General features: G+C 58.1%; 20 protein-coding genes. 13 read left to right on the forward strand and 7 right to left on the reverse strand.

What is annotated here, in order from left to right:
* Positions 1-27 precede the first annotated feature (27 nt).
* Positions 28-861, reverse strand: coding sequence for a LysR family transcriptional regulator (locus ACSEXS_RS15830; protein ID WP_438434205.1), 834 nt, complete (start codon positions 859-861; stop codon positions 28-30).
* A 117-nt stretch (positions 862-978) separates the two neighbouring features.
* On the opposite strand from ACSEXS_RS15830, the gene ACSEXS_RS15835 reads away from it, so the two are divergent.
* Complete coding sequence (locus ACSEXS_RS15835; protein WP_438434206.1) at positions 979-1,716, forward strand: SDR family NAD(P)-dependent oxidoreductase; 738 nt, start codon at positions 979-981, stop codon at positions 1,714-1,716.
* Between the two features lie 126 nt (positions 1,717-1,842).
* Here ACSEXS_RS15835 and ACSEXS_RS15840 read toward each other — a convergent pair whose 3' ends face one another.
* Together ACSEXS_RS15840 and ACSEXS_RS15845 are read right to left on the reverse strand one after the other, a co-directional pair.
* Positions 1,843-3,432 (reverse strand): oleate hydratase, encoded by a 1,590-nt coding sequence (locus ACSEXS_RS15840; protein WP_438434207.1) that lies wholly within the window; start codon positions 3,430-3,432, stop codon positions 1,843-1,845.
* Positions 3,433-3,569: 137 nt separating this feature from the next.
* Entirely contained in the window at positions 3,570-4,154 is a 585-nt protein-coding gene (locus ACSEXS_RS15845) for a TetR/AcrR family transcriptional regulator (RefSeq protein ID WP_438434208.1), read from the reverse strand.
* A 129-nt stretch (positions 4,155-4,283) separates the two neighbouring features.
* Here ACSEXS_RS15845 and ACSEXS_RS15850 point away from each other — a divergent pair, with 129 nt between their 5' ends.
* The gene (locus tag ACSEXS_RS15850) at positions 4,284-4,703 is read left to right on the forward strand and encodes a VOC family protein (RefSeq protein ID WP_438434209.1); all 420 of its coding nucleotides are present in this window, start codon (positions 4,284-4,286) and stop codon (positions 4,701-4,703) included.
* 52 nt (positions 4,704-4,755) lie between these two features.
* Here the strand turns inward: ACSEXS_RS15850 and ACSEXS_RS15855 are convergent, their stop codons facing one another.
* The gene (locus ACSEXS_RS15855; protein ID WP_438434210.1) at positions 4,756-5,697 is read right to left on the reverse strand and encodes a helix-turn-helix transcriptional regulator; all 942 of its coding nucleotides are present in this window, start codon (positions 5,695-5,697) and stop codon (positions 4,756-4,758) included.
* 13 nt (positions 5,698-5,710) lie between these two features.
* On the reverse strand, positions 5,711-6,571 hold the full coding sequence (locus ACSEXS_RS15860) for a helix-turn-helix domain-containing protein (protein WP_438434211.1): 861 nt from the start codon (positions 6,569-6,571) through the stop codon (positions 5,711-5,713).
* Between the two features lie 166 nt (positions 6,572-6,737).
* Between ACSEXS_RS15860 and ACSEXS_RS15865 the strand changes: the two genes are divergently transcribed.
* Both ACSEXS_RS15865 and ACSEXS_RS15870 read left to right on the forward strand, forming a co-directional pair.
* Entirely contained in the window at positions 6,738-8,060 is a 1,323-nt protein-coding gene (locus ACSEXS_RS15865; RefSeq protein WP_438434212.1) for a family 43 glycosylhydrolase, read from the forward strand.
* 272 nt (positions 8,061-8,332) lie between these two features.
* The gene (locus tag ACSEXS_RS15870; RefSeq protein ID WP_438434213.1) at positions 8,333-9,319 is read left to right on the forward strand and encodes a Gfo/Idh/MocA family protein; all 987 of its coding nucleotides are present in this window, start codon (positions 8,333-8,335) and stop codon (positions 9,317-9,319) included.
* Positions 9,320-9,404: 85 nt separating this feature from the next.
* Here the strand turns inward: ACSEXS_RS15870 and ACSEXS_RS15875 are convergent, their stop codons facing one another.
* A complete protein-coding gene (locus ACSEXS_RS15875) occupies positions 9,405-10,280 on the reverse strand; it encodes a helix-turn-helix domain-containing protein (RefSeq protein ID WP_438434214.1) in 876 nt (291 codons plus the stop codon).
* Between the two features lie 293 nt (positions 10,281-10,573).
* Here ACSEXS_RS15875 and ACSEXS_RS15880 point away from each other — a divergent pair, with 293 nt between their 5' ends.
* The 9 genes from ACSEXS_RS15880 to ACSEXS_RS15920 all read left to right on the forward strand — a co-directional run bounded on the left by ACSEXS_RS15880 (position 10,574) and on the right by ACSEXS_RS15920 (position 22,823).
* Positions 10,574-11,527 carry an ABC transporter permease gene (locus ACSEXS_RS15880; RefSeq protein ID WP_438434215.1) on the forward strand — a complete coding sequence of 318 codons (954 nt, stop codon included), beginning with the start codon at positions 10,574-10,576 and terminating at the stop codon, positions 11,525-11,527.
* Between the two features lie 23 nt (positions 11,528-11,550).
* Complete coding sequence (locus tag ACSEXS_RS15885; RefSeq protein WP_438434216.1) at positions 11,551-12,444, forward strand: carbohydrate ABC transporter permease; 894 nt, start codon at positions 11,551-11,553, stop codon at positions 12,442-12,444.
* Between the two features lie 120 nt (positions 12,445-12,564).
* The gene (locus ACSEXS_RS15890) at positions 12,565-14,322 is read left to right on the forward strand and encodes an extracellular solute-binding protein (protein WP_438434426.1); all 1,758 of its coding nucleotides are present in this window, start codon (positions 12,565-12,567) and stop codon (positions 14,320-14,322) included.
* Between the two features lie 245 nt (positions 14,323-14,567).
* Positions 14,568-16,457, forward strand: a complete 1,890-nt coding sequence (locus ACSEXS_RS15895) for a sensor histidine kinase (RefSeq protein WP_438434217.1) — start codon at positions 14,568-14,570, stop codon at positions 16,455-16,457.
* Between the two features lie 15 nt (positions 16,458-16,472).
* Complete coding sequence (locus tag ACSEXS_RS15900) at positions 16,473-17,984, forward strand: response regulator (protein WP_438434218.1); 1,512 nt, start codon at positions 16,473-16,475, stop codon at positions 17,982-17,984.
* Positions 17,985-18,166: 182 nt separating this feature from the next.
* Entirely contained in the window at positions 18,167-19,045 is an 879-nt protein-coding gene (locus tag ACSEXS_RS15905) for a carbohydrate ABC transporter permease (RefSeq protein WP_438434219.1), read from the forward strand.
* 1 nt (position 19,046) lies between these two features.
* Positions 19,047-19,880 carry a carbohydrate ABC transporter permease gene (locus ACSEXS_RS15910; RefSeq protein ID WP_438434220.1) on the forward strand — a complete coding sequence of 278 codons (834 nt, stop codon included), beginning with the start codon at positions 19,047-19,049 and terminating at the stop codon, positions 19,878-19,880.
* A 235-nt stretch (positions 19,881-20,115) separates the two neighbouring features.
* Positions 20,116-21,435, forward strand: coding sequence for an ABC transporter substrate-binding protein (locus tag ACSEXS_RS15915; protein WP_438434221.1), 1,320 nt, complete (start codon positions 20,116-20,118; stop codon positions 21,433-21,435).
* 149 nt (positions 21,436-21,584) lie between these two features.
* A complete protein-coding gene (locus tag ACSEXS_RS15920) occupies positions 21,585-22,823 on the forward strand; it encodes an MFS transporter (RefSeq protein WP_438434222.1) in 1,239 nt (412 codons plus the stop codon).
* Here ACSEXS_RS15920 and ACSEXS_RS15925 read toward each other — a convergent pair.
* Complete coding sequence (locus ACSEXS_RS15925; protein ID WP_438434223.1) at positions 22,802-23,083, reverse strand: GNAT family N-acetyltransferase; 282 nt, start codon at positions 23,081-23,083, stop codon at positions 22,802-22,804. The genes ACSEXS_RS15920 and ACSEXS_RS15925 overlap by 22 nt on opposite strands.
* Position 23,084: the final 1 nt, after the last annotated feature.

Consider the following 23,084-nt stretch of genomic DNA (forward strand, 5'->3'; position numbering starts at 1 on the left):
CGGTCTTTTCGCCGGACAGGGCTCCCTTTAGACGGTTGCGCAGACCGCTTCCGTAAACCGGCCGAGCAAGGGATGCTCTCCCTCCCGGAGGGTGACAAACTGGATAAACGGCCGCTCCAGCTCATCTGCCGGGAAGATTTCCGCCGGATAAGCGGGAGGCAGGACGCTGTAAGGCAGCAAGCTAATGCCCAGCCCCAGAGAGACGGCCTTCAGGATCGCTTCGACCGAATCCATGGCGAGCGTCTCCGGCTGTCTGGAGGTATGGCGCAGCGTCCAGGCCTCCAGGCGCTGCCGATAGGGACAACCGGGGAAATCGGCCACCACGATCGGCTGTCCGGCCAGCTTGTCCGGCGGCGTGCCGGGTGCGGCGATCAGCGCGAGCGGCTCGGGGAAGACGAGAATCGTCTGCAAGCGCGGGTGCTCGAGCCCGGCATGGACGAAGGCGCCGTCCAACTGGCCGTCGGCCACGGCTGCGGCCAGCTCGGATTGGGTGGAGACGGTGACGGACAGCCGCGCTTCCGGGCAGATTTCCTTGAGCCGCGCAAGCCAGCCCGGAAGCCGTCCGGCGGCGATCGTCTGAATCGCTCCGATGCGCAACACGGCGGCGTTCTTTCGCAAGAGGCTCTTGGCGTTATCCAGCAAGCCGAGAATCCGGTCGGCGTACCCCAGCAGCTCCTTGCCCTCCGCCGTCAACGTGACCCCTCTGCTGTGGCGGATGAACAAGGCTGTCCCCAATTCCTCCTCCAGCTTGCGGATATGTGCGGTGACTCCCGATTGCGCGTAGTTCATTTTATCGGCCGCGCGTGAAATGGACTGCGCATGGGCTACCTCCCGGAAGATGCGCAATTCCAAGCTTTCCATCCGGCTTCCTCCCATCTGCTCCCGTGATGCCCGAGATCGTTTTTTCTTATTATACCTTTTCCCTGCAACCCGGTACCCTGGAAGCAGACCTTACGAGATCCAAAGGAGGACGACGGAATGGAATATCGGGACAAGGTCGTGGTGGTTACCGGAGGAGCGACCGGAATCGGAAGGGCGATCTGCCGGAAGCTCGCGGAGCAGGGAGCCAAGGTGATCCTGAATTACGCCCATTCGGAAGCGGAGGCCGAAGAGACAGCGGCGCTCCTCCGGGAGTCGGGCGGCGAGGTGACGCTCATCCGAGCCGATGTGGCGGACGACGCGGCGGTGCGGGAGTTGGTCCAGCGGGCGTCTGCGCTCTACGGCGGCATTGACGCCCTGGTCAATAATGCCGGGATAACCCGGCAGTTGGAGTTGTCCGATCTGGAGGGCGCAACGGAGGAGATGTGGGATTCCCTCTGGAGCGTCAACGTCAAGGGAGCGTTCTATTGCGCCCGCGCGGCGGCTCCGGCGCTCAGGGAACGCAGAGGAGCCATCCTGCAGATGGGCAGCATTGCGGGGATTACCGGCTCGGGCTCGTCCCTGCCGTATGCGGTCACCAAAGCGGCTCTGCATGGGCTGACCAAATCGCTCGCCCGGGCCCTGGCTCCGGAAATCCGGGTGAACGCTCTGGCTCCGGCTGCCGTCGCGACCCGCTGGTGGCAGGGGGAGGAGGAGAAGATGCGCCGATTGAGCGGCAGCCTGCCGCTTGGACGCATTTCCACACCTGAGGATATCGCCGAGCTCGCCTTGGCGGTGCTGGCCCAGGAATCGCTGACCGGCCAGATCATCAGCCCCAACAACGGCATGGTGATCTGAGAAGCTCCCTCGTCAAAAAAAGAGCGCCCCGCCGGGACACCGGCAGAGCGCTCTTCTTCGTGGAAATCGGATGGAGGCCGGAAAGCGGCCGTTGTTGAAAATCGGGAATCGGGTCTGTGGATCGCCTCACCGGAAACTGGTATTGACCGCCTTCAGCAGCACGCGAATGTCGCGGTTGTACGGGGTTACCGGGGCGATCGGCCGCTTGATGCCCATCAGCGTGTAGACGGCGATGCGGGCGGCGCGGACGGAGTACTCCTCGGTGAAGACCATGTCCTCGGGGATTTCGACGAACTGGCTGATCAGCGCCAGGTTGGTCGAGCCCTCCGGCACGACCTTCGGCCGGTCGGTCATCTTGCGCGGCTGGAACAGGGCGTCGATGTACGGCATGTTGCAGGGAATCACATTGATGATATCCTCCATGAGGGCATCCTTATCGTCTTCCCAGTGCAGATGATGCAGCAGCTCGGTCAGCATCTCCTCGCCGGTGCAGTCAAGCATCGGCTTTTTGACGTAATCGCCGGGCTTCTCGGGGTACAAGCCATAGCCCCAGAAGATCGTTTGGTCGGCCGGCTGGTTGATGAAGTGGGGCTGGTGCGCCACGACGATCGACATCCGCCAGGTCGAGTCCTTGAAGGTCATCAGCGCGCCGCTGCCGGGCACGTTCCGCGAAAATTGCTCGATCTTCTTCAGCAGCTTGTTTCCCTTCGAGGTGACCGTGAACGAGGTCCAGCGGGTTTCCTTGTCGTTGCCGAAGAACGGCTGCGGGTTGCCGAGGCGCGGGCCCTTCTTGGCGACCAGGTTTGCCCACAGGTCGCCCGACAGCGGCCGCTCGGGGGTATACGGAGCCGGCGTATGCAGATCGCCGAGGGTGGCCGAGTCGGTGATGCTGGCGTTGGTGACGATGCACAGGTCGCCTTCGTTCAGGCGAAGGACGCCCGGGCCGTTCAGGCCGTCATAGCGGATCGCCGTCACCGTGATGCCGTCGCCTTCGGCAAAGTCGAGGTCGGTGACGCGGCAGTGCAGCGAGAAATCGACGCCGCGCTCCTCGAGGAACTTTTGCAGCGGCACAATGAGGGAATCGTATTGGTTGTACGGAGTGCGGGTTACGCCCTCCAGCGTGTTGATGCGGGAGAATTCGAAGATCATCCGGTTCATGTACCGGCGGAACTCGAACAGGCTGGACCACTCCTGGAAGGCGAAGGTCGTCTGCCACATGTACCAGAAGTTCGTCTCAAAGAACGAAGGATCGAACCAGTCGGAAATCTTCATCCGATCGAGCTTCTCTTCGGGCGTGCGGATGAGCTTGAGCATCGCCATCCGGTGGGCCATGGTGAAGCCCATGCTCGTCACGTCCAGCACCCGGCCGTCCTTGTCGATCAGCCGCGCATTGGCATGGGTCGGATGGGCGTGGTCGAAATCGAGAATTTCCTCGCTGACGGTCTTGCCCGGCTCGTAGATGGACGGGATCGAATGGAACAGATCCCAGAAATTCTCGTAGGTCTCCTCATTCAGCATGCGTCCGCCGCGGCAGACAAAGCCCTTCTGCGGAGTGCCGATGCCGTCGTTCGAGCCGCCGAGCAGCGGCAGGCCTTCGATGACATGAATGTTCCTGCCGTCCATTCCGGCGTCGCGGATCAGATAGACCGCCCCGGCCAGGGAGGCGAGGCCGCCGCCGACAAAATAGACTTGCTTCGCTTGCGTTTCGTTCGCCATGATGGATAACCTCCAATGGGTTTAGGTTGTCACGCTGCTTACATAACCCATCATAAGAACGGCGAAGCGCCGGGAAAATAGACAATCGGCGCCGGGTGTCCAAACTTTGAACACCGGGCGCCGATTGTCAAAAGGGTTTAGGGATGCGGTTGTTCAAGGGTGGAGGCGCCGGTGTCAAACTTCTCCAGGTTCCGGCGGAATTCTCCCTCCAGCAGGCGGCTGAGCCGGGCGATGAAGACGGCGGGCTCCTCGCGCATGTCGGCGCGAATCCAATCGAGCGCGAGTCCGACGAAGGCGTATTTGTAAAAGTCGGCGATGAAGGCCTTGTATTCGGCACTGACCTTCAGGCCGCTGGAGCTTTCGTCGATCACATCGAACAGCAGGCCGTGCGTCATGCGGTACAGGTACGTCTCCAGCAGTTCCCGGCCGAGCGACCGGTACGCGTTGACGGTGAACGCCTTGTTGGCCCGGGCGTATTCCAGCATGCGGAGGAAGCCCTCCTGCCAGGTGTCGTACGTCTTCTTGTCGCCCAGAGCCCGCTCGGCGTCCTGATCGAACAGCCAGCGAAGCAGATCGTAGACGTCCTGGAAGTGATAGTAGAAGGTCTGGCGATTCACGCCGCAGTCCTCCGTGATGTCCTTCACGGTGATCTTGTCCAGCGTAGTCTTCTCCAGCAAATGCTTGAGTGAGCCCGCGAGGGCTCTTTTGGTCGTCTGGGACATGACAGGACTCCTTGTCTGAGGAATGGTCGTTTAGGTATTGATGACAAAAACCGTCACCGTTGAGATATATACTGGTTATAAGCCCGCCGAGAGGACGAGGCATTCCTTTAAACGATAGGAGCGATCACGATGAGCATGCAAGCGACTCCCTTTATCCAGCTTGACGGCAAGGCGGCCGAAGCCATCCGGTACTACGAGAAGACCCTGGGGGCAAAGGCGGTCTTTGCCCAGACCTTCGGGGAGGCGCCGGACGGATCGGGCGAGCGTCTGCCGGAGGAAGCCCGCAGCCGGGTGGCGCATTCCGTACTGAAGCTGGACGGCGCGGACCTGTTCGTGGCGGACGCGGCACCCGGTCAGCCCGCCGAGACCGGCGGGCTGGTGCAGGTCTGCCTGACCGTTCCCGATGCCGAAGCCGCCAAGCGCTTGTTCGATGCGCTGGCGGAGGAAGGGCGGGTTCTGCTGCCGCTGCAGCCGGTGCATTTCAGCCCCGCTTACGGGATGGTGACCGACCCGTTCGGCGTGACCTTCCAGGTTTTCACCCGCCGCTGACCTTCGGTTCCGGCGGCGTCATTCCTCAAGCCGGGCTAAGCCCGGCTTTTTGTCATTGGAATCGGACGGCGAGCTCGCCGAGCCGCTGCCGGATCGCTTGCTTCAGCTCGTCCGGTCCGAGGAGAACCGCCTCTCTGCCGAGCACGAGAAACCACTCGGCAAAGAAAGGGATGTCGCTGCGGGCCATCTCCATGGCAAGCGTGCCGCTGCCGTCCGGATTCCGGCGGAGAAGGGGCGCGAGCCACGGCTCGCTCTCGCAGCGGGCCATCCCTGCCGGGGTAAGCTCGGCCTTTAAGAGGAGCGAGGATTCCCCTTCGTCCGCTTTGCGGCTACGGAGCCGATCGTCGTCCGCTGCAATCGGCTCCGTACCGGAGGCATCCTCCGCAGCATCCATGATGCGGTCGCAGCGGAACACGCGGAGGCCTTTGCGCAGGAAGCAGTAGGCGTGACAATACCAGAACCCGTTGCTTGCGTACAGGCGGATGGGTTGAATCATCCGACCCGACGGTCCTCCCTTGCTGACGTAAGTGACGGCGAGTACCTTGCCCCGAACGGCGGCGTCCAGCAGCAGGGGCAGGAACGGCGCTTCGGCGCCGCGTGCCGGAACCAGAAAGTCGACCCGCTCCTTCATCCGGTCAAGGCGATCCCGCATGTCGCCGGGCAGGTGCAGATAGAATTTGGACAGGGCAGCGGCCGATTCCGCCGTGAAGGGCAGCGAGGAATAGTGGCGCAGGGCATGCACGGCGAAGAAGACGGCAGCCGCTTCCTCCTCGGTGAACGCGATGGGCGGCAGCACCCGTTCCCGCAGCACCTGATAGCCTCCGTGCGGACCGGGCTCCGAATAGAGCGGGACTCCAAGCTCGCTCAGCTCCTGCAGATCCCGCAGGATGGTGCGCTTCGATACGCCAAACTCGTCGGCCAGCTCCCGCACCTTGAACCGGCGCTTGCGGTTGACCGTCATCATCAGCTCCAGCAGCCGCTTGGACTTGGGCATCTCGGGCACCTCCTTACCGGTTCAGCCTGTAAGCCTTCGGAGACAGCCCGAACACCTTGGAGAACTGCCGGGTGAAGTAATTGCTGTCGTTGAATCCGCATTGGTAGGAAATCGCCGTGATCGGAAGCTTGGTCTGCTTCAATAAAACGCCGGCGCGGTCCAGACGCAGCCGGATCAGATAGGACATGGGCGTCGTCTGATAATACGATTGAAAAATCCGATTCAAGTGCCGGACGGAGATCGTGGAATGGGCGGCGATACCTTCTAAAGTGATCGGTTCGAGGTAATGATCTTCAATAAACGAAACGGCATTCGCCAAATGCATCAAGTTGCCGGGCATGCTTTTCTCTTGGCTGTCGTATTGCCTGGACAGGTAGACGACAAGCTCCATAAACCGGGAAAGCAGCATCGTCTGATACCCTTGTTGCTTTGCGGTATACTCGTCGATCATGACCGAGATGAGGGAGGAGACGTAGTCCAGATCGGAGAGGGGAAGATTCAGCATGCTGGCGTACGGATGCAGATTGCGATAAAACGGTTCGATCACGAACAGGGCCTGATAGCCGTTGGAGACTCGAAGGTCCGGGCCGATGGAGCGCAGGATTTCGGGCTTGTACATAATATTGCAGATTTTGAATTCATGGGGGTCTTTGTACGCATGGACGGCTTCTCCGCTGACGACAAATACGTTCCCCTTCTTGATAAAATACGTTTCGCCGTTGACGATATGGGTGGCGTTGCCGCTCAGCACGATCACGAGCTCGGAAAATTCAAAATGCCGATGCGGGAACAAATCGTCGTCGTGTCCGCCGTATTGTATGAAGAAGGGGAATTGTTCATCTTTCGTAAACCAATCCAGGTAGACGTAGTGCATGACCGGTTCCCTTCTCACAGGCGAAATGACGTTATGTCTATATCATGCTATAGGGGAGTCCATAAAATCAAGGAGCCAAAGGCGGCATCGCAATAGACTGAACGTACGGCGATTGCTCGGCATGCCCGGATGGCCGCCAATATAACCAATGGAGGGAATCAGCAAGATGCCAAATCCTTATTTGCCCAACTGGGAGTATATTCCTGACGGAGAGCCGCGGGTATTCGGCGATCGGGTTTATGTATACGGCTCGCATGACTTGGCGGGGTCGGACCGGTTCTGCGATTATACCTTAAAGGTATGGTCGGCCGATATTCACGACCTGAACAACTGGACCTGCCATGGCGACAGCTTCCATACGCGCGCCGACCGGGACCACGATAGCGACACGCCTTGGACGGACCGCGAGCTATACGCACCTGATGTGGTCGAAAAGGACGGGAAGTATTATCTCTATGCCTATATCGTCGGATCGGAGGGTTGTGTGGCGGTAAGCGACAGGCCCGAGGGGCCCTTTAAGCTGATCTCCACCTATCGGGTACCGGAAGGCGCTGCGCCCATTCTGGAGGAGAGACAATTTATCGATCCCGGCGTCCTGGTCGATGACGACGGCAGGGTTTATATCTACTGCGGATACCTCAGTTCCTATATGGCGGAAATTCGGCCGGAGAATATGGCCGAAGTGATACCGGGTTCTTTTCGGCCGGATATTCTTCCCGTCGAGGAACCGTTCGGCTTTTTTGAAGCCTGCTCGCCTCGAAAGGTGGGGGAGACGTACTACTTGATTTATTCGCCCAAAATGGGCAGTCGGCTCGATTATGCGACGAGCGATTCTCCCGTCGGGCCCTTCACATACCGCGGCACGATTGTCGATAATGGGGTCGATTACCCCGGCGGCAACAACCACGGCTCCATCTGTGAGATCGACGGACAATGGTATATCTTCTATCACCGAATGACCAATAACACGGTCATGTCGAGACGGGGCTGCGTGGAGCGGATTGAGATTCTTCCGGATGGAAGCATTCCGCAAGTGGAGATGACTTCGTTAGGCTTCGATCAATCGCTCTCTCCTTACCGGTTCACCCCGGCGGATCTGGCCTGTGTCTTGACGGGCGGTTGCTTTATTACGGAGAAAAATGCCATCGATCGAGCTGTCGTCCAGATTACGAGCGGATGCGTCATCGGATTCAAGTATTATGACTTCGGAGTCGACTACTCCAGCAAAACCATGGACTTTACGGCCAAGCTCCGGGGATGCGGAAACAAAGGGAACTTGAAGCTTGTCCTGGATGACCCCGAGTGCGGCGAAGTCATCGGCTCTTGCAGCATCGGTCCGGACGATGCTGTCCTCCATGCGGCAGTTAAGGCGGTCACCGGCAGACATTCGCTGTTCTTCGTGTTCGAGGATGGGTACAGCGGATATTTCGGACAGTTCTTCGAGGGAAGGACGCTTTGCGAACTGGAAGGGTTTGTGTTCCACAAATAGCGCCGTCGCCCGGAAAGAAGGGGCGAAACGGATTGGGTTCCGCCGCCGCATCGGCAGCTGCCGCGCAAAAAAAAGATGCCCGCCAACGGGGCGGGCACGGAATGTATTGAAAAAAGGGGGTCTTGTTAGTTATTCTAACCCCGCCTTGTTAACCGGACGTAACAGCAGTATTTCAATTGTGTTACAAATGGACGGCTGTGGGGCAAGCCTCGCATCGCTTCGGGTCATCCGTTATAATGATGCCAAACCGGCAAGAGAGGGAGGACAACCAAATGGACGGAAAAATCATTAAATGGGGAATACTGGGCGCAGGCTGGATCTCCGGCAAGTTTGCCCGCGATTTGGCCTTTGCGGAAGGGGCGGAGCTGGCGGCGGTGGCCGCGCGGTCGCTCGACAAAGCGCAAGCGTTCGCGGAGGAGCACGGGATTCCCCGGGCATACGGCAGCTACGCGGAGCTGGCTATGGACCCGGAGATCGATATCGTCTATATCGGCACGATTCATCCCGCCCATAAGGCGGATCTGCTGTTGTGCCTGAACGCAGGCAAAGCCGTGCTGTGCGAGAAGCCGTTCACGATGACGGCCGCGGAAGCGGAGGAAGCGGCGAGGGCCGCCGAGGAACACGGCGTCTTCCTGATGGAAGCGATGTGGACGCGTTTCCTGCCGCCGATCCGTAAGGTGCGCGAGTGGCTCGACGAAGGAAGGATCGGCGAGGTACGGCTCGTCAAGGCCGACTTCGGGTTTGACGCAGGCTGGAATCCCGAGGGCCGGCTGCTGAATCCGCAGCTCGGCGGCGGGACGCTGCTCGATGCCGGCATCTATCCGATTTCCTTCGCCTCCTTTGTCTTCGGCGAACAGCCGAAGCGGATCGCAAGCAACGTCCGGATCGGCGAGACCGGAGTGGACGAGCAGTTCAGCCTGCTGTTCGACTATGGAGACGGCAAGACGGCCCAACTGAACGCGGCGGTGCGGCTGCCGATCGGCAACGAAGCCTGGATCGTCGGCACGAAGGGCCGCATTCACCTGTCCGGCTTCCTGAATGCCCGGACGGCGGAGCTGTATGCGGATGGAGAAGACCCGGCCGTGTTCACGGACGACCGGGAGGCGGACGGATATGCGTTCGAAGCGGAGGCGGCTATGGCTTGTCTGCGCGCAGGCAAGCGCCAGCATGAGGCGATGCCGCTCGCGGAGACGGTCGACATCATGCGGACGCTGGACCGGATTCGCGCGGACTGGAAGCTGACTTATCCCTTTGAATGAGAGCCCCTTCCGCGCTGAGCGGGACGGAGATCACCGATTCCTAGACAAACAGGCCAACCGGGCTTCCGGTTGGCTTCTTCGTTTGCTAGGGATTGTCTTGATGGAGGCGGCGATAGAAGGTGGGAGCCATCCCGAACTGCTTGGTGAACTGACGGGTGAAATAGTTGCTGTCGTTAAACCCGCTTTCATAAGAGAGCAGAGTGACCGGCAGATTCGTTCGCTTCAATAATTCGCTCGCATGCTCGAGGCGGAGCTTCTGAACGTATTCCAGCGGAGTGATCTGGTAATGCGACTTGAAGAGCCGGTTCAGATGGCGGACCGAGATTTGCGACTCGGCGGCGAGCTTCTCGATGGACAGCGGTTCGAGGTAGTGATCCTCCAGGTAGGAGACGACCCGGGCCAGGTGTATCAGGCGGCTTTCGCTGCCGCCGTTCTGCTTCTCATAGCGGCGGGACAGGTACACGATCAATTGCAGGAAGCCGGCCGACACCATGGTCTTGAAGGCTTGTTCCTTCTCCTCGTATTCCCGGACCAAAGCGGAGACGTGGGCGCTGACGAATTCCAGGCTGGTCAAATCCAAGCTGAGCCGGCTCTTAAAAGGCAGCTCCTCGCGATAGGCGGGCTCGATCACGAACAGTGCCTGATAGCCGATCGAGCGGTTCAGATCGCTGCCGAAGGAGTGCAGCAGTCCGGTTTTGTACATGATGTTGCAGATCTTAAAGCGCTGCGGGTTCCGGTACCCATGCGGGGTGGCGCCCTTGATGACGAAGACGTCTCCCTTCTTGACGAAGGTTTCCTCGGCATTCACGCTATGTGTGGCCGATCCGCTCAGGACGATGACCAGCTCGGAAAAGTCCGCATGGATATGCAGGTTCGTATCGTCTTCGTGACCGCCATACTGGATAAAAAAGGGGAATGAATCATCAAGCGTAAACCATTCCAGATACACCTTATTCCGCATGACGGTCTCCTTCCATTCCAAGGGTCCTAAGGGGTTGTCCGATTTGTGCTACTCGATGACTAATTTGTGAAGGCCGCCCGATGGCCGAATCGGTAAAATAACTTAGAAACAGCCGGCTGGTGCGAAGCAGAAGACGAGAACAATGGCATTGTGGAAGCGATTGCAGGAAAGAGGCGATTTAACCGAACGCTTATCCAGGTTCGGGTGATGATGCCAGTTATGAGAATTTTATCATGAACCACTGGAGACCTGCCAGACAAAATTGTTATCGGTAACAAAAAAGGGGGAATACCATGAAACCGGCTGTCGATACCCGGCTGCAGCCCGCACGCGCCAAAGGCGTTCACATTCCTGAGCGGTACCGGCTCTTCTTGTTTGCGCTGCCGCTCCTTGCGCTTGTGTTTCTGTTCAGTTATTTGCCGCTGTACGGATGGGTCTACGCTTTCTTCAATGTCCGTCCCGGTTATTCTCTGTGGTCCTCGGATTTCGTCGGGTTGAAGTGGTTCCGCTCGATCGTATCGAATCCGACCCAATCGAAGGAAGTCCTCCGCGTCCTGAAGAACACGATGGGGATGAGCTTCCTCGGGATCGCCACTTCCATTTTTCCCGTCATCTTCGCGATCCTGCTGACGGAGATCAAGTCCACCAAATTTAAGAAAGCGGTTCAAATCCTGACGACCTTGCCGAACTTCATCAGTTGGGTTCTGGTGTTCAGCATCGCCTTCATGCTGTTCTCGGTGGACAGCGGCCTGGTCAATCACCTGATGATCCAGTTGGGCTTCCAGGAGAAGGGCGTCAACTACCTTGCCTCCGGCAACCACATCTGGCTGAAGATGACCTTATGGGGGCTATGGAAGGGGCTCGGCTGGAGCGCGATCATGTACATTGCCGCGATCACGTCCATCGACCAGGAGCTGTACGACGCCGCCCGCGTCGACGGCGCGGGACGCTTCCGGCTGATGTGGCACATCACCGTACCCGGCGTCATGCCGACTTACTTCGTTCTGCTGCTGCTGTCCATCGGCAATTTCATCAACAACGGGCTCGACCAGTATTATGTCTTCCAGAATCCGATCAACAAGAATACGATCGAGGTCCTGGACCTGTACGTCTATAATGTCGGCTTGCTTGGGGCCAACTTCTCCTTCGCCACGGCGATCAGCATGTTGAAATCCCTGGTCAGCGTCACCCTGCTGTTCATCGCCAACCGATTGTCCAAGATCGTGCGCGGAGAATCGATCATCTAAACGGAAAGGAATGGGGGCTCCACATGGTTGAGAAACGCAGTGTCGGCGACCGTCTCTTTGAAGTCCTGAACCATCTGTTTTTCGCGCTCTTCACCCTGCTTTGCGTCTTCCCCTTTTACTACTTGTTCATCCAAACGATCAGCAACAACGATCTGAGCGCCCGCGGGCTCGTGACGTGGTACCCGAAGGGGCTTCATTTCTCCAATTATACGAAGGTGCTGGAGATTAAGGGCCTGGCCAACGCTGCCGGCGTATCCGTAGCGAGAACGGTGATCGGAACGGTGCTGACCGTCCTGGGCTCCGCCTTTCTCGCCTACCTGTTTACGAAGCGGAAGATGTGGGGGAGAACCTTCTGGTACCGGTTTGTCGTCGTGACGATGTATTTCAACGCCGGGATCATTCCGTGGTACATCATCATGATGAACCTGCATATGACGAATAATTTCCTGGCTTATATCCTGCCTGCGATCATCTCGCCGTTCTATGTCATTCTCATCAAGACGTTTATCGAATCCCTGCCGGGCGCCCTGGAGGAGAGCGCGGAGCTGGACGGGGCGGGCATCTGGACCCTGTTTACCCGGATCGTCTTCCCGCTGGTGACGCCCATTGCGGCGACGACCGCCATCTTTGCCGCCGTCGGCCAATGGAACTCGTTCATGGATACGGTATTCCTGATGACGAAGCCGAAGTATCACACCCTGCAATACGTGCTGCTGAAATATTTGAACGAATCCAACTCGCTCGCCGCCATTATCCGTTCCCAGGGGACGGCGAACGTCGATCTGACGAACATGCAGACTCCGAACTCGATCCGCACCACCGTGTCGATGATCGTTGTGCTGCCGATCCTGTGCGTGTATCCGTTCTTCCAGCGGTACTTTGTCAAGGGGATTCTGATTGGCTCCGTAAAGGGGTGACCCTGCGCCATTTCAAGGAGGTGAGGCCGGGACCGCTACGGAACGCAGTTCGGCTATCGGGCTTTGGCAACTCATTTAATGACTTATGAAAAAAAGGGAGGCAACACACGCGTGGCAAAGATGAAAAAAGCGGCAATGACGGTTCTTTCCCTGGCGCTCATGACTTCGCTGGCGGCTTGTAATTCCGGCAAGGACGAGGCTTCCTCCTCTCCTTCGGCTTCGGCCGGGGCGGCCACAGGCTCCGAAGCGCCCGCACGCCCGGAAATCACCCTGGACGTGTTCTCGCTGACGTCCAACTTCAGCGGCGAACAGCCCGGCTGGTTCGCCAAAGTGGTGAAGGACAAGTTCAACATTAAGCTGAATATCATGTCTCCGCAGCTGGAAGGCGCCGACGCCAAATTCAGCGCCCAGATGGCGTCGGGCAACCTCGGCGACATCGTCATCTTCGGCGGAGCCGACCAGAAGTGGCAGGATGCGATCAAAGCGGGTATGCTCCTCGACTGGACCAAGGATGGCCTGCTGGAGAAATACGGCAAGAACCTGCAGAAGTACGCCCCGAAGGCGCTGGAGAAGAATAAGGTCAACTACGGCGGCGGTCAGAGCATCTACGGAATCGGCATCGATGTTGGTCCGGAGCAGGAAGGCCCTTCCGAAGCGAAGGAGCTGAATGCGCATCCGAACCTGCGCTGGGATCTGTACCAGCAGATCGGCAGCCCCGAGATCAAGACGATGGAAGATTACCTGCCGGTTCTGAAGAAGATGCAGGAAGCCCAACCGAAGAGCGATTCCGGACGCCCGACCTACGCCTTCTCCCTGTGGGGAGACTGGGACGGCAACATGATGATGCATGCCAAAGCCTGGGCGATTCTGAACGGCTATGAAGAAGGCGACGGCTTCAACCCCGGCGGCTTCACGCTCGTATCCGCCGACAAGGACGAGGCTCAGGGGATTCTCGACGAAGGCGGCCTCTACCTGCGCGCCTTGAAGCTTTACTTTGACGCCAACCAGATGGGTCTCGTCGATCCCGACTCCCTCACGCAGAAGTTCGAAGACGCCTCGAACAAGATGAAGGACGGCCAAATCCTGTTCTCCATGTTCTCCTGGCAGGACGATGTCTACAGCACGCCGGAACGGCTTGCCGCGGGCAAGGGCTTCGAGCTCGTTCCGTTCTCGGAAGAACGCGACTTCTCCAATGGCTTTAACCCTTACGGCGGCGACCGTTTCTGGTCGATCGGCTCCAAGACGAAGTATCCGGAGCGCGTAATGGAATTCATCGATTGGATGTATTCGCCGGAAGGCTACATGACCTCGAACTATGGCCCCGAAGGCATGGTCTATGAGCTGAAGGACGGCAAGCCGGTATTGACCGCGCTCGGCGAGCAGGCGCTTCCGGCCAACGATACGCCGATTCCGAATGAGTTCGGAGGCGGCAACTGGAAGGACGGCCGCAACCAATTGACGAACAGCTTCAAGTTCACGGCCGTCAATCCCGAGACCGGCGAACCGTACGACTATCAGCTGTGGTCGTCTCAGCTGGCCAAGCCGTCCAACAAGGTCGACGAAAGCTGGACCAAGGCGATGAACGCCACGTCGGCCAAGGACTATCTGGAGAAGAACAACAAGCTGGCGATTCAGAAGGCGATCTTTACCGGCACGGCGCCGGCCACGTATCCGGATGACCTGGAGCAGAAGCGTGGTCAAGTGGCGACGGTCATCAAGGAATACTCCTGGAAGATGATCTTTGCGAAGGATCAAGCCGAGTTCGATAAGTTGAAGAAGGACATGATCGACAAAGCCAAGGGACTCGGCTACGACGACGTGCTCAACTTCAACCTGGAACAGAACAAGAAGGTATTCGAATACCGCAAGGCGAAATAAGCGGTTCATTCCGTTAAGCCTCAACCCATCACGGCCTTGGTCCGGAGATTCTTTCCGGATCAAGGCTTTTTTCGATGCTCGATGGGATAAGCCAATACCCCGCTAGGTTAATTTCAGTCTATGTAGCGGACGTGCTGGGGCTGCTGGCAAGAGGATCGTCTTGCGGCCCCCGATTGAATCGGCTACGATAAGGGATACAGGAAAAAATCGAACCCGGTCCGAATCTGCTAAGGGAGAGCTAGTTCATGGGATGGCGCAACAACCGGTTTTTACGCTGGCTTTATTGGCCCGATTGGCGCATGGAAGCCAAGATGTTTGTCGTGTTCCTGGTGCTGCTGATCATTCCGATCGGCATCGTGACCCAGCTTTCGGCCGAACGCTATTCCCGGTCGATTGAAACGAACACCGTCTCGTACACCTCCCAGATTGCCATCAAGATGCTGGACAAGCTGGACGACTACATCGAGGATATGAAGAAGATTTCGATCATTCCCTCCTACCTGGACGCCATTCAATCGGGGCTGCGCCAATCGAACGAGTTTTACGGCGATCAGAAGCAGGCCGGGACCCTCAATCCGGGCGCTGGGCTGGACACCGGGATGAGCAACAGCGTGCTCACCGACATGGAGCGCAGACGGCTGGATATGCAGGTGCAGATCGAGAACAGCATCTATTTCATCACCAACCTTAAGACCGGCACCAATACGGTTTATCTGTTCGATCTGCATGGGAATCCTTACTATGTAATGAAAAACAGCATTCCCCGCAGCGACCTGGCCAAGGCCTACCCGGACTGGAAGCGGATGGCGGAGACGGCCAACGGAGCCCCGAGGCTCACCAGCACGCAGGAAGTATCCGATGCGATCAACCGCAAGCGGATCGTCTTTACCGTCGTTCGGCAGATCATCGACACCTCCTTCTCGCCGATCGGCATGATCGCCATTGATGCCAATATCAGCGTGATCGAGAATATCGTCAAGGACCTGGACCTGACCACCCACGGCACGACGCTGATTCTGGACGAGCAGAACCGGGTCATCTACGACAGCCAAAAGCAATACCTGACGCAAAATCTGGGCGAACGCGAGGCCTGGACGCAGAAGCCCGGCTCCGAAGGAAGCTTCCATACGACGGTCAACGGTCAGAAGGAGCTCATCATCTACCGCAAGTCGCCGGAAACCGGTTGGCGAATCTTCATCAGCATTCCCCAGAAGCAGCTCATGGCGGAGGCCGACCGCATCCGCCGCAACACGCTGGTCGCCGGCACCGGCTTCGTCTCCTTCGCCATGCTGATCTCGATCATCCTCATCTATGCGCTGAACCGGCCCCTGCGGTCGCTCGTCGGCAAGATGAAGGAGGTCCAGCGGGGCAACCTGAACGTCATGTTTCCCGTCCGGCGCCGCGATGAAACCGGTATGGTCGGCATGGCCTTCAACCGGATGATTCAACGGGTCGGACAATTGATCGAGGAAATTCACCGGATGGAGCAGCGCAAGAAGAAGGTCGAGCTGGAATCGCTCCAGCATCAGATTAATCCGCACTTCATTTATAATACCTTGGAATCGATCCGCATGACCGCCGTCCTCCACGACGACACCGAGGTGGCGGATATGTCCCGGCTGCTCGGGAAGCTGCTTCGCTACAGCATCCACCAGGGCATGGAGACGGTCCCGGTGACGCAGGAGTGGGAGCACCTGGAGATGTATGTGGGGCTGCTCAACTACCGGTACGGCAACAACCGGTTCGAACTGACGCTTCCCGCCGACGACCTGTCACGGGTCCGGGTGATCAAGCTGATGTTCCAGCCGATTGTCGAGAACTCGATCAATCACGGACAGGATAATCAGAACTCGAAGATGGCGATCGTCATCGGCTATGAGCGGGAAGGAGACGACGCCGTGTTCACCATCACCGACAGCGGCGTCGGCATGAGCGAAGCAACCTTGGCGGAGCTCCGGGAGTCTCTGGACGGAGTGGATACGGAAGACGGCAAGCGCAAGGGGATCGGAATGCGCAACGTGCATGAGCGAATCCGGCTGCGCTACGGCAGCCGGTATGGGCTGTCGATTGACAGCGTCGTCGGGCAAGGAACGAGGGTAACGATTCGCCTGCCCTACGAGGATTCGAGCGGTTGAGGAGAGATGACAGCAATGTTGAACATCATGGTTGTGGACGACGAAGAGCGGATCCGCCTCGGGCTGGCCAAGTTGATTGAGCTGTCCGGCGACGAGTTCCGCGTCATAGGAATCTACGAGAACGCGCTGGAGCTTTTGGAGCATCTGGAGGAAGAAGAGCCCGATCTGGTCGTGACCGATATCAAGATGCCGCAAATGGACGGGCTTCGTCTGATCGAGCGGATCCGCGAGCGAAAGCCCTCGGTCTCGATCGCGATCATCAGCGGCTTCAGCGAGTTCGATTACGCCCGCCAGGCCATCCGGCTCGGGGTGGAAGAATACCTGCTCAAGCCGGTGGATACCGACGAGCTGAACGCCCTGCTGGAGCGGGTGCGGTTGAAGCGGATTCGGGAGCGGTCGCAGCAGATTACCGCCAAGGACGATTACATTCGGCTGCTTGCGATCAACGGGCCGGATAAGCTGACCGATGCGCTCAAGGCGGAAGCGGAAGCGGCGCTGACCGAGCATCCGCTCTTCCGCGACTATTACGCCTGTTTCGTTCTGCGTGCGTCCGCCGATCGCATCCAGGAGCGCATTCGCAGTTGGAGCTCCGGCCTCAACCGGGAGACCCGTGTGCTGTCCTGGGAGCTGAACGAGACGGTGCTGCTGGTGTCCATTCGCCCCGACGACAACACGGAGACGATCCGGTCACTGGGCGCCGGCCTCCTCGCCAACCTGCCCGTCAATGTGCATGTCCGGGCGGGCACAAGCGGCATCTATTCCAGCCCGCTCGCCCTGAACGAGAGCTACCACGAGGCATTGACCGCTCTGCACTACGCCTGGTACGAGGAGGGCATCCGGGTGCTGGCCTCGGCGGACAAGCTGGCGAAGCGCGCCGATGAGGCCAGCAGCACACTGCATCGGCTGATCGACCGGGATTTTCGCTCCGCTCTTCATACGCTGGACAGCGAGCGGGCGGAGGCGGCGATCAAGACCTGGATTCACGAAGCGGGGCAGACCCATTTGCCCTGGACGCTGCTGAATGAGCACAGCGCGCTCCTGCAGACGCTGGTTCGGGATGAGAAGGCGGAGCGGGGCTTCTCCCAGGAGGAGGAGACCGAGGCCATTTATCCGGCGGGCTACGCCGATTGGCATGAATTTGGACGGGCGCTGCTGCAATTTGTGCAGGAGCAGACCAAGCTGCTGAGCGAGCTTCAGCAGGACAATCGGATCATCGAGACGGTCAAAGGATACATCCAGGAGCATTACACGGAGGAGATTGAGCTCAGCAAGCTGGCGGAGCTGGTTTTTTTGACCCCCAGCTACCTGAGCAAGCTATTCCGGGTCAAGACCGGCGAGACGATTACCGATCTGATTATCTCGCTAAGAATCGAGCAGGCGAAACGGCTGCTCGCGACCGAGCTCAGTCTGAAGACCTATGAGGTGGGGGAAAGAGTCGGCTACGCGGACCCGGCATATTTTAACAAAGTGTTCAAGAAGATCGCCGGACTCACACCGAAGGAGTACCGCGACCGCGTCCGGATTTGACCGGTGAACTTGTTTTCGCGTTTGTTAGCTTAATTGAAGACAAAGAAAACAAACAAAATCCATTATAATATGCTGTAAAACAACTTATAATAAACGTGAAAGCGTTATCGGGCTTTCCCCGCAGGGAAGGTCTTTTTTTTCGCTCATTGGGTTCAGTATGTCAACGAAAGCGGGGTTAAATCATGTTCAATCTCAGCTACAAAGCACAGCGTACCGTGATCCTGGTTGGTTTTCTTATCATCCCGGTCGCCTTGCTGCTCGTGCTGTCGTACCTCCCGGCACTATCCCTCGTGTATTACAGTTTCACCGACTGGACGGGCGTCGGCTGGAACATGCACTGGGTCGGGTTCGACAACTACAAAGAAATCTTCACCAGGCCGGATATCTTCTCGGCATTTAAAGTAAACGCATACTATTTTGTCGGGGGTCTCATCCAAACCGCCCTGGCGCTTTTCTTCGCCGTCATATTGAGCGGCAAACTGAAGGGAAAGAACGTGTTCCGGGCGATTCTGTTCCTTCCGTATGTGCTGCACAGCGTAGCAACCGTTATCATGTTCAAGAACGTCTATCATATGGAATACGGTTCGCTCAATATCTTCCTCGGGGCCATCGGGCTGGATACCTTGCAGCAATCGTGGCTCGGCAATTCGCATCTCGTTAACTTCTCGCTCGCCTTTATCTCGATGTGGAAGTTCATGGGCCTCAGCATGATCATCTTCATCGGCGCGCTGCAATCCATCCCCGGCGATATGTACGAATCGGCGCGGATCGACGGAGCAAACTCATGGCAGCAGTTCCGGTACCTGACGCTGCCGAGCATCAAGAGCGTCCTCCAGCTGCAATTGATCCTCACCTTGACCGGTGCGCTGGCGGCATTCGAAATTCCTTACGTCATGATGCTTGGGGCGAACGGGACATCGACCTTCGTCATCCAGACGGTCGATATGGCCTTCAAGTTCCAGAAGGCGGGACTCGCCTCCGCGATGGGTGTCGTCCTCATGCTGATCGTCCTCATTGTCATCATGATCCAGCGCAAATTACTGCCGGGAGGAGAAGATTAAGATGGAGGTCAAACAATCCAAGGTCGTCACGACCCTTAAATACTTGCTGCTGATCGCCGCGGCGTTCATCGTTTTCTTCCCGATCTACTCCGTTATCATCGGCGCCTTCAAAACGCAGGTGGAGTATTATCAGTCCGGCATGGCTCTGCCGAAGAATTTCGGCAACTTCGCCAACTTCACCAAGGTTCTGAAGATCGGCAAGCTCATTCCGAGCTTCGGCAACACGCTCGTCATCCTGCTGATCTCGCTCGCCGGCAACATCCTGTTCGGTACCATGGTCGCTTATGCGCTCGGCCGCTTTAAGTTCAAGCTGCGGGGGCCGATCATGGGGCTCTATCTCGGCGCACAGCTGATTCCGACCATCACCACCCAGGTCTCCACGTTCAGCATCATCAAGTTCTTCGGCCTCTACAACACGATGGGGGCACCGATTCTCCTGTACCTGGGCGCCGATGTGCTGCAGATTGTCATCTACCTGCAGTTCATCAACAGCATCCCGAAGGACCTGGACGAGAGCGCGATGATGGAAGGCGCGTCCCTGTTCAAGATCTACCGGTCGATCATCTTCCCGCTGCTCGCTCCGGCGACGGCGACGCTGGTCATCCTGAAGACCATCTCGATCTACAACGACTTTTACACCCCGTACCTCTACATGCCCAGCCAAAAGCTGCGGGTGGTCTCGACGGCGATCTACTCCTTCGTCGGACCGAATGCGGCCCAGGTCAACGTCATTTCGGCGGGGATTCTGCTGATCTTCATCCCGACCGTACTGATCTTCCTCTTCCTGCAGAAGTTCATCTTCTCGGGAGTCACGAGCGGCGCCGTCAAAATGTAACCCGGTTCGGCCAAACGCCCTTATCCGCCAGTTGGTGGATAAGGGCGTTTTTATTGGTTCATACTAAGACCGTCGGCGGTGCTAACAACAAATGAAGTTAGCATAATTGATAACAAGAAAAACAAACGAAAACCATTTTTCTTCGCTTTGTAAACGCTTATACTGATCCATGAAAGCGAATTCAAAGCGCTTTTCAAAAAAAGCGCAAAATCCATGTTTGGGGGTTGAACAAGGAATGAATAAAAAAACCATTGGGGTAGGTATGGCGTCCGTGATGATGGTGTCGCTTCTGGCGGCCTGCGGCTCCAACAATTCCTCGGAATCGGCTTCACCGTCCGCATCCGCTCCTAGCGGATCGACCGCTCCTAGCGCATCCACGGCTCCTGCGAGCGATCTCAGCGGCAAGATCAAGGTATTGACCCACCGCACCGACATGGTCAACGACGGTACCCTTGACTCGTATGCCAAGAAGTTCAAGGAAAAATACCCGAAGGCCCAGATCGAATTCGAAGGCCTGACCAACTATGCGACGGATATCAAAGTCCGCCTGACCACCGGCGAAGCCGGCGACGTCAACATGCTGGACGGCGGCATGCCGACGAGCGAACTGCCCAAATACTACGAAGCCCTTCCGGAGGCGCTGTTTGAAAACGCGTACTTCGCCGACGTCCGCGAGCTGGACGGCAAGCGTTACGGGATCGCGACCGGCGTTAACACCCAAGGGATCGTGTACAACAAGAAAGCCTTCGCCGCAGCCGGCATCGACAAGGTTCCGACCACGCTCGACGAACTGTATGCCGACGCTCAGAAGCTGAAGGACAAGAACATCATTCCGCTGTACATGAACTACGGCGCGCAATGGCCGATGACCAACTGGGGCCAGAACTCCTACTGGTATGTAGCGGGCGACGCCAAGTACACCGATACGCTGGTTAAGACCGATACGCCGTTTACGGTTGACGGCCCCTACGGCAAGCTGATGACCATTGCCCGCACGTTCGTACAAAAGGGCTGGACGGAAAAAGACCTTTCCACGAACAACTGGGAAATGTCCAAGGGTGAAGTCGCTTCCGGCAAAGCCGCGATGTACTTCCTCGGCAACTGGGTCATCCCGCAGGTCATCACCGCCGGCGCCGCTTCCGAAGACATCGGGTTCTTCCCGCTTCCGTACGACAACAGCGGCAAGTACAATGTACCGCTGGGCGGCGACTACTTCATCGGCGTAAGCAAAGACAGCAAGAACAAGGAACTCGCTACGGCTTGGGTTGAATTCTTCGTCAAGGAATCCGGCTATGCCGACTACTCGGGCTTCCTGCCGGTCTACAAGGACAAGGAATCCAATGTAGCTCAGATGACCGAATTCAAGTCCTACAATCCGAACTTCATCGAAAGCACCGCAACCGATCCGAAGTTCAACGAAATCGCCAACAAGGCGGAAATCGCCGTCAGCACCGGCGCTGTTGAGCAAGAGCTGATCAAGGCCGCCGACCTGCAGAAGGCGTTCGATGGTCTGAACAAGAAATGGGCCGACGCTCGCAAGGCGCTCGGATACTAAACGAAGTCCGCATCAGAAAAGGCGGGCCAGCCGGAATCTTCCGGTTGGCCCGCTTTTTTTAACATGACGGGCGAAAAACTTTCGCTTCCGCCGCCGGTCAAAACATTGTATCCTTATCCGTAGCCCCTAGATGAAAGAGGAACCTCCCGATGAAATCCGGCTTAAGAACCCGCCTCGGACTGGTCGTCGGCGATACGGCTTGGAATAATTTTCGGCTCGATTTTCTCGCCACGCTCGTCTTCAGCCTGTTCAATATCGTCTACAACCAGTTTTATATGCCGATGGCCATCCGGCAAGGAGCCTCCGATCTGGAGATCGGGCTCTTGTCGGCTTCTCCCGCCATTGGCTTGTTGTTTTCCCCGCTTTGGACGGGGTGGATCGAACGGTTCGGACCGCGCCGGTTCTTCTTCCTGCCCAACCTGATCGGGCGGCTGCTCATCATCCTGCCCGCCTTGTTCGGTGCGCCTGCCGTATATGTAGCGACGGCGCTCGTCTTTCAACTGCTCATGGGCATGCAATCGCCCGCCTATGCTGCTCTGCTCACGCGAATCTACCCGGCCCGCCAGCGCGGCAAGCTGCTCGGGCTGGTGCGCGTCGGAATGAGCGTGCTGATGATGCCCATGGCGCTGATCATCGGCAGGTGGACGGATCACGCGGGCCCGCGGCCCGCGCTGCTTGCAGCCGCAATCGCCGGGGCGCTGTCGCTCCTCATTTTCCGCGGCGTCCGCAATGAGGACGGGGTGGAAGCGCCGCCCGTTCCGGCGGTGGCCGAGCCTCAGTCCGGGTGGCGGGAACGGTTCGCCATGCTTAAGGGAAACCGGCCGCTGATGGTCTTCTTTGCCGCGACCACCTTTGCCGGGTTCGGCAACATTCTGGCGAATCCGCTGTACCAGAAAATTCAGGTACAGGAGCTGGAGCTGACCAACAGCCAGATCGGCGTGGCCCGGCTCGTGTATTACGCCTTCCTGCTGATATCTTATTACCTCAGCGGCTGGGCGCTCGATCGGTTTCCGCCCAAGCGGACGCTGGTGTACGGCCTGGGCGCCGTCATCCTCGTCCCGCTGCTGTACGGGCTTGTCCCGAGCTTCGGCTCGGTGATCGCCGCGAGCGGCATTCAAGGCATCGCCGATGCCATCTGGGATATCGGCGTGTTGGCCTTCGTCTTCAAGATCGCCCCCGGGCGGGAAGCGAACGTGTTCAGCATCCATCTGATGCTGTTCGGCATCCGCGGCACGATCGGCCCACTGCTCAGCACGAGCCTGGTCGGAACCGTGCCTTACTCCGTGATTTTATCCGGTGCTTCGCTGTGCGGGCTCATCGGAACGCTTCTGCTCGTGCTGGTCAAGGATAAGCGTCCGGAAGCCGTTCAGCGCTCCCAGACATCGTGATATTCCGAATGGCGGCGGAATTGGGCGTCCGCATAGGAGCAGGCGGGAATGATTTTCTTGCCCTCCTCCCGGGCCAATTCCACCACCCGTTTGACCAGCTTCTCGGCGATGCCCTGACCGCGCAGACGCGGGTCTACAAACGTATGGTCCAGCACCAGCGTGGCGTCGCCGCTGGGGCGGAAGGTAACCTCCGCGATCACCTCTTCGCCCTCTCGAACGACAAATCCGTTTCCTTCTCGCACCATCTCATGGTCCTGCATG

The organism is Gorillibacterium terrae, assembly GCF_051594785.1.
GTDB lineage: Bacteria > Bacillota > Bacilli > Paenibacillales > NBRC-103111 > Gorillibacterium.

Excerpts from the sequence above, each read along its gene's own strand:
- ACSEXS_RS15905 (WP_438434219.1), top strand. The coding sequence starts at position 18,167 with ATGTTCAATCTCAGCTACAAAGCACAGCGTACCGTGATCCTGGTTGGT.
- ACSEXS_RS15845 (WP_438434208.1), bottom strand. The coding sequence starts at position 4,154 with ATGTCCCAGACGACCAAAAGAGCCCTCGCGGGCTCACTCAAGCATTTG.
- ACSEXS_RS15900 (WP_438434218.1), top strand. The coding sequence starts at position 16,473 with ATGTTGAACATCATGGTTGTGGACGACGAAGAGCGGATCCGCCTCGGG.
- ACSEXS_RS15875 (WP_438434214.1), bottom strand. The coding sequence starts at position 10,280 with ATGCGGAATAAGGTGTATCTGGAATGGTTTACGCTTGATGATTCATTC.
- ACSEXS_RS15840 (WP_438434207.1), bottom strand. The coding sequence starts at position 3,432 with ATGGCGAACGAAACGCAAGCGAAGCAAGTCTATTTTGTCGGCGGCGGC.
- ACSEXS_RS15910 (WP_438434220.1), top strand. The coding sequence starts at position 19,047 with ATGGAGGTCAAACAATCCAAGGTCGTCACGACCCTTAAATACTTGCTG.
- ACSEXS_RS15915 (WP_438434221.1), top strand. The coding sequence starts at position 20,116 with ATGAATAAAAAAACCATTGGGGTAGGTATGGCGTCCGTGATGATGGTG.
- ACSEXS_RS15860 (WP_438434211.1), bottom strand. The coding sequence starts at position 6,571 with ATGCACTACGTCTACCTGGATTGGTTTACGAAAGATGAACAATTCCCC.
- ACSEXS_RS15880 (WP_438434215.1), top strand. The coding sequence starts at position 10,574 with ATGAAACCGGCTGTCGATACCCGGCTGCAGCCCGCACGCGCCAAAGGC.
- ACSEXS_RS15870 (WP_438434213.1), top strand. The coding sequence starts at position 8,333 with ATGGACGGAAAAATCATTAAATGGGGAATACTGGGCGCAGGCTGGATC.
- ACSEXS_RS15920 (WP_438434222.1), top strand. The coding sequence starts at position 21,585 with ATGAAATCCGGCTTAAGAACCCGCCTCGGACTGGTCGTCGGCGATACG.
- ACSEXS_RS15835 (WP_438434206.1), top strand. The coding sequence starts at position 979 with ATGGAATATCGGGACAAGGTCGTGGTGGTTACCGGAGGAGCGACCGGA.
- ACSEXS_RS15925 (WP_438434223.1), bottom strand. The coding sequence starts at position 23,083 with ATGCAGGACCATGAGATGGTGCGAGAAGGAAACGGATTTGTCGTTCGA.
- ACSEXS_RS15895 (WP_438434217.1), top strand. The coding sequence starts at position 14,568 with ATGGGATGGCGCAACAACCGGTTTTTACGCTGGCTTTATTGGCCCGAT.
- ACSEXS_RS15885 (WP_438434216.1), top strand. The coding sequence starts at position 11,551 with ATGGTTGAGAAACGCAGTGTCGGCGACCGTCTCTTTGAAGTCCTGAAC.
- ACSEXS_RS15830 (WP_438434205.1), bottom strand. The coding sequence starts at position 861 with ATGGAAAGCTTGGAATTGCGCATCTTCCGGGAGGTAGCCCATGCGCAG.
- ACSEXS_RS15850 (WP_438434209.1), top strand. The coding sequence starts at position 4,284 with ATGAGCATGCAAGCGACTCCCTTTATCCAGCTTGACGGCAAGGCGGCC.
- ACSEXS_RS15865 (WP_438434212.1), top strand. The coding sequence starts at position 6,738 with ATGCCAAATCCTTATTTGCCCAACTGGGAGTATATTCCTGACGGAGAG.
- ACSEXS_RS15855 (WP_438434210.1), bottom strand. The coding sequence starts at position 5,697 with ATGCCCAAGTCCAAGCGGCTGCTGGAGCTGATGATGACGGTCAACCGC.
- ACSEXS_RS15890 (WP_438434426.1), top strand. The coding sequence starts at position 12,565 with ATGAAAAAAGCGGCAATGACGGTTCTTTCCCTGGCGCTCATGACTTCG.